Annotated in this window: 14 protein-coding genes and 1 riboswitch; of the genes, 5 read left to right on the forward strand and 9 right to left on the reverse strand. The window is 74.2% G+C overall.

Annotated elements, in window-relative coordinates:
- Positions 1-12: 12 nt before the first annotated feature.
- The 6 genes from ABZ565_RS00920 to ABZ565_RS00945 form a co-directional block, all read right to left on the reverse strand.
- Positions 13-450: a transglycosylase SLT domain-containing protein gene (locus tag ABZ565_RS00920; protein ID WP_361018679.1), complete on the reverse strand. Its 438-nt coding sequence runs from the start codon at positions 448-450 to the stop codon at positions 13-15.
- A 303-nt stretch (positions 451-753) separates the two neighbouring features.
- Positions 754-1578, reverse strand: coding sequence for an ECF transporter S component (locus tag ABZ565_RS00925; RefSeq protein ID WP_361018682.1), 825 nt, complete (start codon positions 1576-1578; stop codon positions 754-756).
- A complete protein-coding gene (locus ABZ565_RS00930; RefSeq protein ID WP_361018685.1) occupies positions 1575-3305 on the reverse strand; it encodes an ATP-binding cassette domain-containing protein in 1731 nt (576 codons plus the stop codon). The genes ABZ565_RS00925 and ABZ565_RS00930 overlap by 4 nt, the downstream gene beginning before the upstream one ends.
- Complete coding sequence (locus ABZ565_RS00935) at positions 3302-4462, reverse strand: energy-coupling factor transporter transmembrane protein EcfT (RefSeq protein ID WP_361018688.1); 1161 nt, start codon at positions 4460-4462, stop codon at positions 3302-3304. Before ABZ565_RS00935 ends, ABZ565_RS00930 begins: the two co-directional genes overlap by 4 nt.
- Positions 4459-5139: an SCO2322 family protein gene (locus ABZ565_RS00940; protein WP_361018691.1), complete on the reverse strand. Its 681-nt coding sequence runs from the start codon at positions 5137-5139 to the stop codon at positions 4459-4461. Before ABZ565_RS00940 ends, ABZ565_RS00935 begins: the two co-directional genes overlap by 4 nt.
- A complete protein-coding gene (locus ABZ565_RS00945) occupies positions 5136-6398 on the reverse strand; it encodes a prenyltransferase/squalene oxidase repeat-containing protein (protein ID WP_361018694.1) in 1263 nt (420 codons plus the stop codon). The genes ABZ565_RS00940 and ABZ565_RS00945 overlap by 4 nt, the downstream gene beginning before the upstream one ends.
- A gap of 123 nt (positions 6399-6521) precedes the next feature.
- Positions 6522-6594: riboswitch (cobalamin riboswitch) on the reverse strand.
- 268 nt (positions 6595-6862) lie between these two features.
- Between ABZ565_RS00945 and ABZ565_RS00950 the strand changes: the two genes are divergently transcribed.
- Together ABZ565_RS00950 and ABZ565_RS00955 are read left to right on the forward strand one after the other, a co-directional pair.
- Positions 6863-7501 carry a helix-turn-helix domain-containing protein gene (locus ABZ565_RS00950; RefSeq protein ID WP_361018697.1) on the forward strand — a complete coding sequence of 213 codons (639 nt, stop codon included), beginning with the start codon at positions 6863-6865 and terminating at the stop codon, positions 7499-7501.
- Between the two features lie 48 nt (positions 7502-7549).
- A complete protein-coding gene (locus ABZ565_RS00955) occupies positions 7550-8014 on the forward strand; it encodes a DUF3291 domain-containing protein (protein ID WP_361018700.1) in 465 nt (154 codons plus the stop codon).
- On the opposite strand, the gene ABZ565_RS00960 is transcribed toward ABZ565_RS00955, so the two are convergent.
- Genes ABZ565_RS00960 through ABZ565_RS00970 form a run of 3 tightly spaced genes read right to left on the reverse strand, consistent with a single transcriptional unit; the run spans position 8011 to position 11997 of the window.
- Positions 8011-9144, reverse strand: coding sequence for a winged helix DNA-binding domain-containing protein (locus ABZ565_RS00960; RefSeq protein ID WP_361018703.1), 1134 nt, complete (start codon positions 9142-9144; stop codon positions 8011-8013). The genes ABZ565_RS00955 and ABZ565_RS00960 overlap by 4 nt on opposite strands.
- Entirely contained in the window at positions 9141-11144 is a 2004-nt protein-coding gene (locus ABZ565_RS00965; RefSeq protein ID WP_361018706.1) for a GAF domain-containing protein, read from the reverse strand. Before ABZ565_RS00965 ends, ABZ565_RS00960 begins: the two co-directional genes overlap by 4 nt.
- A 34-nt stretch (positions 11145-11178) precedes the next feature.
- A complete protein-coding gene (locus ABZ565_RS00970) occupies positions 11179-11997 on the reverse strand; it encodes a 3-hydroxybutyrate dehydrogenase (protein ID WP_361018709.1) in 819 nt (272 codons plus the stop codon).
- 312 nt (positions 11998-12309) lie between these two features.
- On the opposite strand from ABZ565_RS00970, the gene ABZ565_RS00975 reads away from it, so the two are divergent.
- The 3 genes from ABZ565_RS00975 (at position 12310) to ABZ565_RS00985 (ending at position 14516) form a co-directional block, all read left to right on the forward strand.
- A complete protein-coding gene (locus ABZ565_RS00975; RefSeq protein WP_361018711.1) occupies positions 12310-13563 on the forward strand; it encodes a PHB depolymerase family esterase in 1254 nt (417 codons plus the stop codon).
- Positions 13564-13736: 173 nt separating this feature from the next.
- The gene (locus ABZ565_RS00980) at positions 13737-14033 is read left to right on the forward strand and encodes a gas vesicle protein (RefSeq protein WP_361018714.1); all 297 of its coding nucleotides are present in this window, start codon (positions 13737-13739) and stop codon (positions 14031-14033) included.
- Between the two features lie 45 nt (positions 14034-14078).
- Complete coding sequence (locus ABZ565_RS00985; RefSeq protein ID WP_361018718.1) at positions 14079-14516, forward strand: gas vesicle structural protein GvpA; 438 nt, start codon at positions 14079-14081, stop codon at positions 14514-14516.

A 14516-nucleotide genomic window follows, 5' to 3' on the forward strand; every position in this document is an offset into this window, starting at 1 on the left:
AGCCGGGCCGGCTCAGTACCAGTTGTGGGCCTGCCAGAAGGACCAGGCGCCACAGGGGCTGCCGTAGCGGGAGTTCATGTAGTCCAGACCCCACTTGATCTGCGTGCCGGGGTTGGTCTTCCAGTCGGAACCGGCGGACGACATCTTCGAACCGGGCAGCGCCTGGACCAGTCCGTAGGCGCCGGAGGAGGCGTTGGTCGCGCTCGGGTTCCAGCCGCTCTCGTGGCTGACGATGTTGCTGAAGCACTGGAACTGGCCGTCGTCACCGATCATCTGCTTCGCCGTGTCCTGGGCACTCCCGGCGGAGGTCGGTGCGGCGGACGGGGCCGCCATGGCCGGGGAGACACCCAGGCCGAGGCCGGTGGCGCCCAGCAGCACGGAGGCGCCTGCGATGGCGGCCTTACGACGGGTGGTGCGGGGCTTGGCGATGAGGTTACGGGCGAACGTCACAGGGAACCTAACGTCGGGAACGGGGGAGTCGCACGGCTCGGTCCGAATCCTGCGTGGACCGGCGCTCGTTGACCGCGATCCCGGTGAGGACCCTGCGGTGCTCGGCGACGGGATCCAGTCTTAGCGAGCCCGTTCGGCCGTGGCAACGACCCCTGTTACGACCCCGCCTCGCACCCGGGGCCGAAGGTCCCGAACCATGCCAAAGCGCTTCATAGCAGGCTGGATGGGGTGCGGCGGGGCCCTGCGAAGCCCGTGCGCGGCTCCTAAGCCGCTTCGTACAGGACCAAGGTCCTGTGGGTGCCCTCACTCGCCAGGGGCGCCGAATGTGACCTGGGCCTCGAAGGAAGCCCGCCGCGTCGCCCGCCGCAGCGCCTTCAGCAGCGGCGCCCCGACCGTCAGGGTCAGCACGATCGTGAGCACCGCCCGGCCCAGGTCCCAGCCGAGCGAGGTCGTCGCGCAGTACGCGAGGAAGCGGACCAGGTTGTCGCCCAGCGGGTCGCCCGGCCGGAACGAGATGCCCGAGGCGAGGCCCGGCACGATCGTCCAGCCGTACAGATTCATGATCGTGCCGTACGCGAACGAGGCGACGGCCCCGTAGGCCGCCAGCATCAGCAGCTCCCCGCGCCCGCGCAGCCGGTCCGGGGCGGGCAGCAGCCCGGCGCCCATGGTGAACCAGCTCATCGACAGCATCTGGAACGGCATCCACGGCCCCACCCCGCCGGTCAGCAGCGCGGACGCGAACATCGTCACGGACCCCAGCACGAAGCCGAACCCCGGCCCCAGCACCCGCCCGCTCAGCACCATCAGGAAGAACATCGGCTCCAGGCCCGCCGTGCCCGCCCCCAGCGGGCGCAGCGCCGCCCCGACCGCGGCCAGCACCCCCAGCATCGCGACCGCCTTCGCGTCGAGCCCGGCGTCCGCGATCATCGCGACCACCACCGCGACCAGCAGCGGCAGCAGCGCGGCGAACAGCCACGGCGCGTCCTGCGCGTGCGCGAGCCCCGAATCCCGGTCCGCGAGCAGCGGCCACCCGAAGGCGGCGATCCCGACGGCGCTGATCAGCACCAGCGCGACGACCGCCCGGGGACCCAGCCGGACCGGGCGGCCACGCTTCCCCACCTCGTTCACGCGCCACCTCCCAGGGCCGCGCGCACCTGGGGGACGGTGAGCCATTCCTGCGGGGCGAGGATCTTGGCGGTCTGCGGGGCGAACGCGGGCGAGGACACGACGACCTCGGCGGTCGGGCCGTCCGCGACGACCTCCCCGTCGGCGAGGATCACCACCCGGTGCGCCAGCTCGGCGGCCAGCTCCACGTCATGGGTGGCGAGCACGATGGCGTGGCCCTCGGCGGCCAGCGCGCGCAGCACCCCGACCAGCCGGGCCTTCGCCGCGTAGTCCAGACCCCGGGTCGGCTCGTCCAGGAGGAGCAGCGGCGGCCGGGCGGTCAGCACCAGGGCGAGGGCCAGCGCGAGGCGCTGCCCCTCGGAGAGATCGCGGGGGTGCGTGTCGTCCTCGACCCCCGGCAGCAGCTCCGAGACCAGGGCCCGGCAGCTGCCCGGCTCCGCCCCGGCGTCCGCGTCCGCCGCCGCGCACTCGGCGGCGACCGTGTCCGCGTAGAGCAGATCGCGCGGCTCCTGCGGTACGAGGCCGACGCGGCGCACCATCTCGCGCGGCGGGGTCCGGTGCGGGGGCAGGCCGCCGGTCAGGACGGAGCCGGAGGTGGGCTCGACCATGCCGACGAAGGTACCGAGCAGCGTGGACTTGCCCGCGCCGTTGCGCCCCATCAGCGCCACGGTCTCGCCGGCCCGGACGGTGAGCGAGACCCGGCGCAGCGCTTCGACGCGGCCGCGCCGCACCCCGAGCCGTTCCGCCTGGGCGGCGGGGGCGCCGGGGGCGGGTCCGGGGGCGGGGGCGGTCCGCGGGGCGCGGCCGAAGAGGCGGGCGAGGGCGCCTCGACGAGGAGCGGGGCGGGGCTCGGGGAGGGGAGCGTCGGGCATCGCGGGACGGGGCGCGCCCTCGTCCACCGCCCCCGGCGCCCGCTCCGCCAGCCGGTCGCGCAGGTCACCGGCCCGTCGCCGCGCGTCCCGGACCGTGAGGGGCAGCGGGTCCCAGCCCGCGAGGCGGCCGAGCGCGACGACCGGGGGGTGCACCGGGGAGACCGCCATCACCTCGGCGGGCGTGCCCATCACCGGGGCGGCGCCCGGCGAGGGGAGCAGGACGACCTGGTCCGCGTACTGCACCACGCGCTCCAGCCGGTGTTCCGCCATCAGGACCGTGGTGCCCAGGTCGTGGACGAGCCGCTGGAGGACCGCGAGGACCTCCTCGGCCGCCGCGGGGTCGAGAGCGGACGTCGGCTCGTCCAGGACCAGGACGCGGGGGTGCGGGGTGAGGACCGAGCCGATCGCGACCCGCTGCTGCTGGCCGCCGGACAGGGTGGCGATCGGGCGGTCGCGCAGCCCGGCCAGGCCCAGCAGGTCGAGGGTCTCCTCGACCCGCCGCCGCATCACGTCCGGGGCCAGGCCCAGCGACTCCATGCCGTAGGCGAGCTCGTCCTCGACCGTGTCGGTGACGAAGTGCGCCAGGGGGTCCTGGCCCACCGTGCCGACCAGGTCCGCGAGCTCCCGGGGCTTGTGCGTACGGGTGTCGCGCCCGTCCACGGTGACCCGTCCGGTCAGCGTGCCGCCGGTGAAGTGCGGCACCAGACCCGAGACGGCGCCGAGGAATGTCGACTTGCCGACCCCGGACGGGCCGACGAGCAGCACCAGCTCACCCTCCGGGACCGTCAGGTCGACCCCCGACAGGGTGGGGCGCCCGGCGCCCTCGTACCGCACCGAAACATCGTCGAACCGGATCACAGCTGCTCCTGGAAGCCTGCGGGGGAAGGCGGGACGGGGGCGGCCACCGCCGGCAGCAGCCCCAGCAGCACGGCTGCGGCCGGCCACAGTGGCAGCACGGGCGCGGTCAGCGGTACGACCCCGGGGTGCAGCGCGGCCGGATCGGCGTTCCCGGCCCAGATCATCGCCGCCGCGACCGCCGCGCCGGACCCGGCGATCAGCCAGGCCCGCGCCCCCCACCGGTCGGGCCGGTAGCGGGTCCGCACCGAACGCGCCCCGCCGAGCCGCAGCCCGGCCATCGCGGCGAGGAGACCGGCGGCCAGCAGCGGCACCCCGTAGCCGGCGCCCTCGGCGGCGAGCAGCCCGTACGTACCGGCGCACACGCCGAGCAGCCCGCCGAGGGTCAGGACGTTCGTGGTGTGCCGGACGGCGGCCGGGACGCGGGCGGTGCGCCCGTAGCCGCGCGCGTCCATGGAGGCGGCCACGGCGACCGACCGTTCGAGGGCGCCCTCCAGGACCGGCAGCCCGATCTGGAGGACGGCCCGCACGCCGCCGGTCGGGCGGCCGCGCAGCCGGCGGGCGGTGCGCAGCCGCAGCACGTCGGCGACCATGTTCGGCGCGAACGTCATCGCCACGACGACGGCGACCCCGGCCTCGTACAGCGCGCCGGGCAGCGATTTCAGTAGCCGGGCCGGGTTGGCGAGGGAGTTCGCCGCACCGACGCAGATCAGCAGGGCCGCCAGCTTCGCCCCGTCGTACAGCGCGAACAGCAGCTGCTCGGCGGTGACCCGGCCGCCGATCCGGACGCCCTTCGCCCAGTCGGGCAGCGGCAGCTCGGGCAGCGTGAACAGGGTGTGCGTGCCGGGGATCGGCGAGCCGAGGAAGACGGAGAACAGCAGGCGGACCGCGATCACGAAGAGCCCGATCCGGATGAACATCCCGTACGACCTGGCCCACGGCGCGTCCGTGCGGCGCGCGGCCACCACGTACCCCGCGACCCCGACCAGCAGGCCGAGCAGCAGCGGGTTGGTGGTCCGGGACGCGGCGGTGGCCAGGCCCAGCGCCCACAGCCACCACGCCCCGGCCGGCACCGCGTTGGAGCGCGTCGCGGCGGGGGCGCGCCAGGCGGGGAGCCGGTCCGTGGCGATGTCCGTGCGGCCGGCCGTCGGGCCGGTCATCCGCGGCGGCGGCGGGCCTGCGCGACTGCGGCGATGCCGAGGAGCAGCACGGCGCCGATCCCGACGAGTATGCCGGCGGACGGGCCGCCGTCGTCGCCGTTGCCGCCGGTGGAGGCGGCGGCCGAGGCGGGTGTCTTGCTCCCGCTGTCCGCGCTGCTGCCGCCGCTGTCGCCGGAGACCTGCTCGCCGCAGCCGGTGGCCGGGTAGCCGGAGATCGCGCAGAGCATCGCGCCCGCGTCGTACCGCAGCGGCTTGGCGACCGCAGCCAGGGCTTCCGCGCTGCTCGCGTCCTTCGAGACCCGCGCGCAGGCGGTACGCGGCGGGGGCGGGGTCTCCCCGTCCGGCGCGTCGGCGGCGGTGCCCGGGTCGATGACGACCGCGACGCGCTTGCTGCCGTCCTTCGCGGGGGTGTCCGCGCAGACCTTGGCGAAGTCGGGGGCGCTGCGCGGCTTGGACGCGTCCTGAGAGTCCGCGCTCACCGCGAAGCGGAAGCCCGCCACCGAGCCGTCCTCGGGCCGTACGAGCGACGGCCCCTGGGTGGCGTACGACCAGCCGTCCGCCGAGCCCTCCCAGAACGACCAGTAGCGGTAACCCGCGGCCTGCGCCGTGCCCGCGCCGAGCACGGCCAGGACGGCGCCGACGAGCAGGAGCGCGAGCGCCCGTGCGACGCGGCTCACAGCTGCTGGTTCTTGCGGCGGCCGCTGATCAGGAAGCCGGCGCCCGCGCCGACCGCGAGGCCGATACCGACGAACCACCAGACGCCGCCGATGCCGTCGCCGTCACCGCTGTCCTTCTTCTCCTCGTCCTCCGTGGCCGTCGGCTGCGGCTTCTTCACGGCGGCCGGCTCGGGGCCGGTCGCGTTCAGCTGGGAGACGAGGTCGGCGCCGCCGAAGTCGCGGACGTCGGCGCCGGTCGCGTGGGCGGCCAGGATCAGCTGGGCGTAGGCGGCGGGGCCGCTCTGCTTCGCCCAGGCGGCGGAGTTCTTCTTCAGCCAGGCGACCGGGCCGGCCGCCTTGTCCTTGTGCCCGGCGGCGGACAGGGCGACGACCGCGTCGGCGGTGTTGCCGAAGTCGGGCTGCGGCTTGCTGTCCTCCGCGCCGGGCATCGGGGCCGCGTCGAGGTGGCCGCTCTTCGCGAGGGCGGTCGCGAGGTAGGAGGCGCCGTTCTGCGCGGCCTGCTCCGGTTCGAGCGGGGACCCCTTGTGGCAGGCGGGGTCCTTCACGGCCGCGTTGTCCGAGACGACGAGGCCCTTGCCGAGCGCGCCGAGGACACCGGCGGCGGTGGCGTCACCGTTGGCGGCGAGCTTGCCGGCCTTGTCGGGCTGGTAGGCGAAGGCGCCGCCGTCCTTGCCGCCGCAGGGGATGGAGAACGTGAGCAGGGCGGCGTACGGGGTCTTGCCGCCGTGCGTCGTGACGTCGCCCAGCTTCTCGCCGGCCCGGGCGAGGGTGCCGATCACGATGGACGTGGAGTTCGCGTCGCTGGGGCTGCCGGCGGTGTAGCCCCAGCCGCCGTCCTCGTTCTGGACGGACTTGAGCCAGCTGACCGCGTTCGCGACGGCGTCCTGGTGCCCGCCGACCGCGCGCAGGGCCTGGGCGGCGGCGGCCGTCGCGTTGGTGTCGACCATCGTCTTGTCGGTGCAGGGCGCGGAGGCCTCCGGGCGGTACGCGGGGAACGCGCCGCTGTCGCACTGCTGGCCGGTCAGCCAGTCGACGGCCTTCGTGGCCGGGGTCACGCCGGTGGCCTGCTGCGCGAGGAACGCGAGCGACTGCCGCCACACCCCGTCGTACGTCGGGTCGCCGGTGCCGTAGAGCCCGGAGGGCAGCGCGGCCGAGGGGGAGGGCGACGGAGACGGCGCGGCGACGGCGGCCGGGGCGGCGGCCGCGCAGAGCGCGGCGGCGGTGACGGCGAGCGCGGTGGCGCTGCGGCGTGCGGTCATGGCGGGCGGTGCCTCTCCTGGGGGCCGGGGGCAGGCACACACGGCACCAGGCTCCGGCTCCGTATACCTCGACGGGGCGGGCCGCCGGGGTTCCGGCGGCGTGAGCCGGTCACGACTCGGACAGGGCATTCCGGCTTCCGCCGTTGGTGGCGGTTACGGCTGCGGGTCAGTGCCGGATTCGCACCGGCTTCCCCCTGAACGGGCGTAGTGACGACGCGGCCAGTCTAGCGGGCGGGGTTTGTTCCCCTACCTGCCCCTTCCCGAAACCGGGGCGCTGCCCCGGACCCCGCTGTTCAAGCGCGGCAGGGGCTGGATGCCGGGGCTCCGCCCCGGACCCCGCGCCTCAATCGCCGGCGGGGCTTGGTTTCGCGCCGGGCACCATCAAGCCCCTGCGGCGATTGAGCAGCGGGGGTACGGGGGCAGCGCCCCCGAGAGTGGTGCGGCCGGCGCCTAGACTCGGGGCCGTGAGCAGTGACGACGCCGCCCTCGACGCGCTGGCGGTTCTCGGGGACCCCGTACGCCGTGGGCTGTACCGACACGTGGCCGCCGCCCAGGGCGACGTCACCCGGGATGCCGCCGCCGACGCGGTCGGGGTGACGCGCTCCGTGGCCGCCTTCCACCTGGACAAGCTCGTGGACGCCGGGCTGCTGGAGACCACCTTCCGCCGGCTCTCCGGCCGCACCGGGCCCGGCGCCGGGCGGCCCTCCAAGCTGTACCGGCGGGCGGACGGCGAGCACACCGTCTCCGTACCGCCGCGTTCCTACGACACCGTCAGCCACTTGCTCGCCGAGGTGGTCGAACGGGCCGGACTCGACGCCGAGTTGCAGGCGGCGGCGCGGGCCGCCGGTGAGGCGGCGGGCGCGGCGGACCCCGTCGAGGCGCTGCGGGAGCGCGGCTACGAACCGTACTGGGACTGCGGCAGGCTCCGGCTGAACAACTGCCCGTTCCACGCCCTGGCGGAGCACTTCCCGGCTCTGGTGTGCGGGATGAACCTCGCCGGTATCCAAGGGCTGCTCGCCGGGGGGTGGACCGCCGCCATGGACCCGCTGCCGGAAGGGTGTTGCGTCGCGATCGAGGGGCCCGAGGGGGCCGCCGAAGTCTAAAAAGGAATCCGTTGACTTTAGAAGGTTCGCCCGGCCATGCTTGGCCCCGTGAACGACTTCCACCTTGCCCAGGTCAACGTCGGGCGCCTCGTCGCCCCGCTCGACAGCCCCCAACTCGCCGACTTCGTCGCACAACTCCCCGAGATCAACGCCCTCGCCGACCACGCCCCCGGCTTCGTCTGGCGGATGGTGGACGAGGAGGGCGCCGACGCCACGAGCCTGCGCCCCGACCGCCAGGACGACTTCTTCCTGATCAACTGCTCGGTCTGGGAATCGGTCGACGCGCTGAAGGCGTACGTGTACCGCAGCGATCACCTCAGGGTCCTGGCCCGCCGCCGCGAGTGGTTCGAGCGCCTGACCGACCACCACGCGGCCCTGTGGTGGGTTCCGGCCGGCCACCGCCCGAGCGTCGAGGAGGCGATGGACCGGGTCGCCCTGCTCCGCGCGAAGGGCGACACCCCCGACGCCTTCACCTTCCGCGCCCCGCACCCGCCCCCGGTCCGCACCCCCTAGAGCATCCGCACATCCGCGTCCGGCAGCTTCGCCCACCAGTGGTGGTAGCGGTTGTAGACCACCCGCCCACGGGCGCCGAGGAACGCTGTCAACGCCTCTGCCTCCGCCCCCAGTTGGTCCCAGACGGCGGCCGGCAGCGGATGGAACGCCGTGGCCTCGACCCCCTCGGCCGTCGGGCGCCACACGCCCGCGACATGGCCGTCCACCAGCAGGGTCGGCAGCACGTCACCGTTGCGCCGGATCACCAGCGGGCGGTACTCCGGGGGTATCACCCGGCCCCGGTCCGCGTACGCGAGCAGCGTGGAGTCCCACATCGCCATGAGCCGGGACGGGGCCGGGGTCCCGGCGTCCGGCCGGGAGGCGCCCGGGACGTCGAACAGGTCCTCCCCGCCGGGCCCTCGAAGCCGCTCCACCTCGTCCGCCATGGCCGTCAGCTCCGCTCGGACCGGCACCCGCCCCACCATCGAGAACTGCGCCACGTCCGCGGCCGACGCCGGGCCGAACCCGGCCAGGTAGCGCAGGATCAGCGTGCGCAGCGCCGCCCGGTCCACCACCCGGCCCCGGGGCGCCGGCCCCGCGCCCGCCGCGACGAACGCGGCCCGCGCGCCGAACGACCACGGCGCGCCGGTCGGGACGTGATGGAGCGGCGCGTAGTTCTTCATGCCCCACCACACCGCGTCCTTCCGCTCCGCCCCGAACCGCTCCACCAGCCACGCCTGGATCTCCGCCGTCGTCCTCGGCGTACGGGCGAACTCCACGAGCTCCGCGACCAGTTCCTCCCCGTCGGCCGGGGTGAGCCCGGACACGGTGAACCGGGAGCCCAGCCGCGAGGCGTACAGCACCGGCTGCATCGCCGCCCGGAACGCCGGGTAGTCCTCGGCGTGCACCGCGTGCAGCGTGATCCGCATGAGCGTCGCCTTGACCACCGACCGTTCGGTGAAGGCCGCGTCGAGCGCTTCCGGCGCGAAGCCCGAGAGCCGGTTCCACAGGGCGATGTACGGCGAGGCCGGGTGCTGGGCCTGGAGCGCCACCACCCGCCGCACCCCCTCGGATGCGGTCAGCGGTGCACGGGCCAGCAGCAGTTGACGGCTGAGGGTCGCCCGGTTCAGGGCGCGCGCGGTGATCGTCACGGACCAGGATTCTGCCCGTCAGGCCGGTCGCGTGTCCCGTGAAGCCCCGACAGCAGGTGCAGCCGCAGTGCCAGCTGGAGCTCCAGCGCCCGGTCCGGTTCGTTCCAGTCGCGGCCCAGCAGCACCTGGATACGGTCCAGGCGCTGCACCACCGTGTTCACGTGGACGTGCAGTTCGTCCTTGGCCCGGATCAGGCTGCCGCCCGCGCCGAAGTACGCGCTCAGCGTCCGCACCAGGTGCGTGCCGCGCTGGGCGTCGTACTCCAGCAGCGGCCCCAGCGTCGCCGCCACGAAGCCGTCCACGTCCTGCGCGTTGCCCAGCACCACGCCCAGGAACCCCAGCTCCTCCACGCACGCGCCCTCGCCCGTCCGGCCCAGCACCCGCATCGCCCGCAGACAGCGCGCCGCCTCCGCGTAGGCGGCCGCCAACTCCCCGGGGCCCCGGGCCGGACCGGCGGCGGCCACCGTGACGGGGGCCTGGGCCAGCTGCCCCAGCTGGGCCGCCGCCGCCCGGGCCGCCGCACCCGCACCCGTACCGGCGTCCTCCGTCAACAGCACCACCGCGCCCGCGTGTTCGGCGCTCACGCCCTGGTGCTCGCCGCCGAACAGGAAGCGCATCGCGGCCGGGGCCAGCCGCTCGCGTGCCCCGGTCTCCGCCACCAGCAGCAGATGCGGGCGGTCCAGGTCTACGCCGAGGCGGCGGCCCCGCTCGGCCAGCCCCGCCGGGTCACGGGGCGGATCCGCCAGCAGGTCCGCGATCAGCTCACCGCGTATCCGGTTCTCCGTCTCGGCCACCGTGCGCCGCAGCAGCAACAGGAGCCCCGTCACCACCGCCGACCGCTCGAACAGCCGCCGGTCCGAGTCGTCCAGCGGGCGGGCCCGGTGCAGGACGAGCCCGGCCAGCAGCTCCTGGCCGGCGAGCACCGCGCACACCACCCGCCCGTCGCGGTGCACCGCCCGCGCCCCCGTACGCGACTCCTCGGCCGCCTCCGCCAGCCAGCCGGCGTCCATGCTGTCGGCGGCGAAGCCCGAACCGTCCGGGCGGACGGCGGCCAGCGGGCGGCCGCCCGGGTCGTGGATGGTCAGCGGCGAGCCGAGCAGCCCGGCGACCGCCGCCGCCACGTCCTTGACGTCCCGGCCGCGCAGCACCAGGTCGGTGAGCCGGTCGTGCGACTCCTCGGCCCGCGCCATGGCCGCCGAGTGCGCCCGCACGGAGGCGTTGGCCTCGGCCAGCTCCGCGTTCGCCTCGGCCAGTTCGGCCAGCGCCGCCGTGGTGTCGGCGAGCGCGCGGGCCGTGTCGATGGCGATCGCCGCGTGCGCCGCCAGCGAGCAGAGCAGGGCCACCTCGTCGGGGCTGAAGACCCGGGGCGAGCGGTCCGCCGCGAACAGGACGCCGATCACCTTTCCCGTACCGCCCCGGCTCGACCCCAGCAGCAGCGGCACGCCCAGGATCGCGACCAGGCCCTCGTCGAGAACCCCGGCGTTGATGTTGCGGGTGTGGTGGAAGCGGTCGTCGGTGCGGTAGTCCGGCGTCGCGTACGGGCTCGCCGTCTGCGCCACCAGACCGCCCAGGCCCTCGCCCAGCTCGAGCCGCAGCCGCTGGAAGAGCACCGAGACCGAGCCGTCGGTGACCCGCATGTAGGTGTCCCCGGCCTCCTCGTCCGGGAGGGTCAGATACGCGGTGTCCGTGCCCAGCAGCATCCTGGCCCGCCGCACGATCGCCTTCAGCACGTCGTCCAGGTCGCGCGATGCCGCCAGGTCCCCCGCCGTGTCGAACAGCGCGGTCAACTGGGCCTCGCGCCGCCGGTGCTGGCGCAGCGCGCTCCTGATCCGCAGCGCCGTCGCCGTCGCCCGCTCCACCTCGGCCAGCTCCCCGGCGGGCACGCCGTCCGCCCGCGCCTGCGAGGAGACCGCCCCCAGCGCCTCGGCCGGGGCGTCGTCGGCCAGCAGGTCGAACAGGCGCCGGAGATGGGGTGCGGCGGAGGGGAGCGGGTCAGGCATGGCGTCCAGGGTTCCTCGGGGTCGGGGCGGCAGGTCAGTTCGCGGTCCAGCCGCCGTCCATGGAGAGCGAGGAGCCGGTGATGTGCCCGGTGCGCGGGCCGCACAGCCACAGGACCGCCTCGGCCACGTCCGCCGGCTCGATCAGCCGCTTGACCGCGCTGCGCTCCAGCATCACCCGCCCGACGACCTCGTCCTCGGAGATACCGTGCGTGCGGGCCTGGTCGGCGATCTGGTTCTCCACCAGGGGCGTGCGGACGTACCCGGGGCAGACGCAGTTGCTGGTCACCCCGTGCTCCGCCGCTTCGAGCGCGACCACCTTGCTCAGCCCCTCCAGTGCGTGCTTGGCCGTCACATAGGCCGATTTGTACGGGCTCGCGCGCAGCCCGTGCACCGACGAGATGTTGACCACGCGCCCCCAGCCGCGTTCGTACATGCCCGGCAGGGTCCGGCGCAAGACGCGGAACGGGGTCTCCACCATCACCCGCTGGATCAGGGCGAACCGGTCCGGCGGGAACTCGTGCACCGGCGCCACGTGCTGGATGCCCGCGTTGTTGACCACCACGTCCGCATCGGCCGGCAACGTGTCCACGAGGTCGGGCTCCGACAGGTCCACCACCCAGGGCGTCCCGCCCAGCTCCTCAGCCAGGCGCTCGGCGGCCTCACCGGCCCGGTCCACCACGTGCACATGGGCGCCCGCACCGGCGAGCGCCCGGGCGCAGGCCCGCCCGATGCCGCTCGCCGCCCCGGTCACCAGCGCGGTGCGCCCGGCCAGGACGGGTTCGGCGGGCGACTGCGCGGGGCCGCCGGGCACGGGGGCGGCGGGCTGGTGATCCGGTCTGCGGGAAGTCTCCATGGCCGTCACCGTAGGTACGCGCGGGCCCGCGTCACACGGCGTCGGTGCACACACCCGCGTACCGGGGCATGGTGCGGGCGTACATGGTGCGGGCCGGTGTCCGGCCGCCGGGCCGTCAGTGCGCGGAGTCCAGGAGTTCCCGCTGCTCCGGGTCAGCTCCAGGTCCACCGCCGCCAGGCTCTCGTCCGCCGCGCAAGGGCGTCGGGGCACACAGCGGGGGCCGGGGTGTGGCCACCGCTCCCATGGGCGGGGACCGGCCCCGCTCGTAGGTTCCGGCAGCAACCCGTACCCCCACGGCAGGAGAACAGCACTGTGCGACCACCGATCCTGAAACGGCTGCTGCGCCGCCTCGCGTCCGCCGCCGCCCTCGGCATGCTCGCCGCGACGCTGAGCGCCACCACCGCGCAGCCCGCCGCCGCTGCCGCCGGCCTCCAGCAGGTGACCGGCTTCGGCTCCAACCCCGGCAATCTCCAGATGTACGCGTACACCCCCGCAGGACTCCCCGCGAACGCCCCCCTGGTCGTCGCCCTGCACGGCTGCACGCAGACCGCGAACGCGTACTACACCAACTCCGGCTGGCCGCAGTACGCCGACGAGTGGGGCTTCGCCGTCGTCTTCCCGCAGACCACCTCGGCGAACAACGCGCTCTCCTGCTTCGGCTGGTTCGACCCGAACGAGGACACCCGGGGCAAGGGCGAGGCCGCGTCGATCGTGCAGATGGTCGACTACGCGAAGAAGACCTACGGCTCCGACGGGCGCCGGGTGTACGTCACCGGGCTCTCGGCGGGCGGCGGGATGACCGCCGACCTGCTCGCCGCCTACCCGGACGTCTTCGCGGGCGGTTCGGTGGCCTCCGGGCTGCCCGCCCAGTGCGCGACGAGCCAGGCGGCTGCCTCCGGCTGCCAGACGGGCCCGCAGAAGCTGACGCCCGCGCAGTGGGGCGACAAGGTCCGCGCCGCGTACCCCGGGTACAGCGGCCCCTGGCCCCGGGTCGCGATCTGGCAGGGCACCTCGGACTACACGGTCTACCCGGCCAACGCCACGGCCCTGCGCGACCAGTGGACCCATGTGTGGGGCATCGGCCAGACCCCGTCGTCCACGGACAGCCTCCCCGGCAGCACCACCCGCACCGTCTACAACGACGCCTCGGGGAAGCCGGCCGTCGAGATGTACTCGGTCTCCGGCATGGGCCACGGTCTGCCGGTCAGCCCCGGCTCGGGCGACCGGCAGTGCGGCTCGACGGCCGCGTACTTCCTGAACGCCATCTGCTCCACGTACTACACGGGCGTCTTCTGGGGCCTGGACGGCGGCACCGACCCGGGCGACCCGGGCGATCCCGGCGACCCGGGGGACCCCGGTGACCCCGGTGACCCCGACCCCGCTCAGTGCTACACCGCCACCAACTACGCCCACGTCACGGCGGGCCGGGCGCACATGTCCGGCGGGTACGTCTACGCCAACGGCTCGAACCAGAACATGGGCCTGTACAACGTCTTCGTCACACACACCCTCAAGGAGTCACCCGCCGGTTACTACGTGATCTCGGACGGTGGCTGTACCGGCTGAATCACGCGACGACGCGGTTTTTCCACGGCTGCCGGTCCAGGGAGCCGTGGAAAAACCGCGTCGTCTTCATTCCCGCTCCGTCAGGCATGCCTCCGGAATGCACGGGCATGCGAACGGAAGCCATGACGACGGAGGCCGGTCAGACAGCGGCACTCCCCGGCGACAGGGGAAGGATGAGTACCGAAAAGGACACCGGAAAGCAGGACGACGAGCGCGTCGACGCGCCCACGGCGATGCGGCAGGCCGCCGCACAGCTCAGGGAAATGCTCCAGTGCGAACCCGATTCCGTCTCCGCGGTGAAAGCCACCGAGAACGGCTGGTCGGCGGACGTGGAAGTGGTCGAGCTGGAGAGGGTTCCGGACACGATGAGTGTGATGGCCTCCTACCGGGTGGAACTCGATGCCCGAGGGCGGCTCATGTCCTACGAGCGCATGCACCGGTACGCCCGGGGTCAGATCGACCGTCGCTGAGGAACTCCGTCGTCGCACGCAAAAAGATCACCGAAAGGAGTTCCCATGTCACTCGTGCAACAGAGCAATGCGTCGTCCGGTGGGAGCGGCGGCTCGGGAAATCTCTACGACGTTCTCGAGCTCATACTCGACCGCGGCCTGGTGATCGACGCATTCGTCCGCGTCTCCCTGGTGGGCATCGAGATCCTGAAAATCGATGTCCGCGTGGTGGTCGCCAGCGTCGACACCTATCTGCGGTTCGCCGAGGCGTGCAACCGACTGGACCTGGAGTCCGGCCGCAAGGCCCCGAGCCAGCTCACCGACCTGGTCGGTGACATGACGGAAAGCGGCGCCAAGGGCAAGTCCAAGGGCGCGCTGTCCGGAGCCGTCGAGGCGTTCAGCGAATCGTTGCAGGGCAAGCGTGACGAGCCCGAGGAGGAGCCGCGCAAGCGGACCGCCCGCAAGTCCACGTCCAGCCGGCAGACCCAGCGACGCGAGGAGTAG

The sequence above is a fragment of the Streptomyces sp. NPDC016469 genome, assembly GCF_040632905.1.
Classification (GTDB): domain Bacteria; phylum Actinomycetota; class Actinomycetes; order Streptomycetales; family Streptomycetaceae; genus Streptomyces.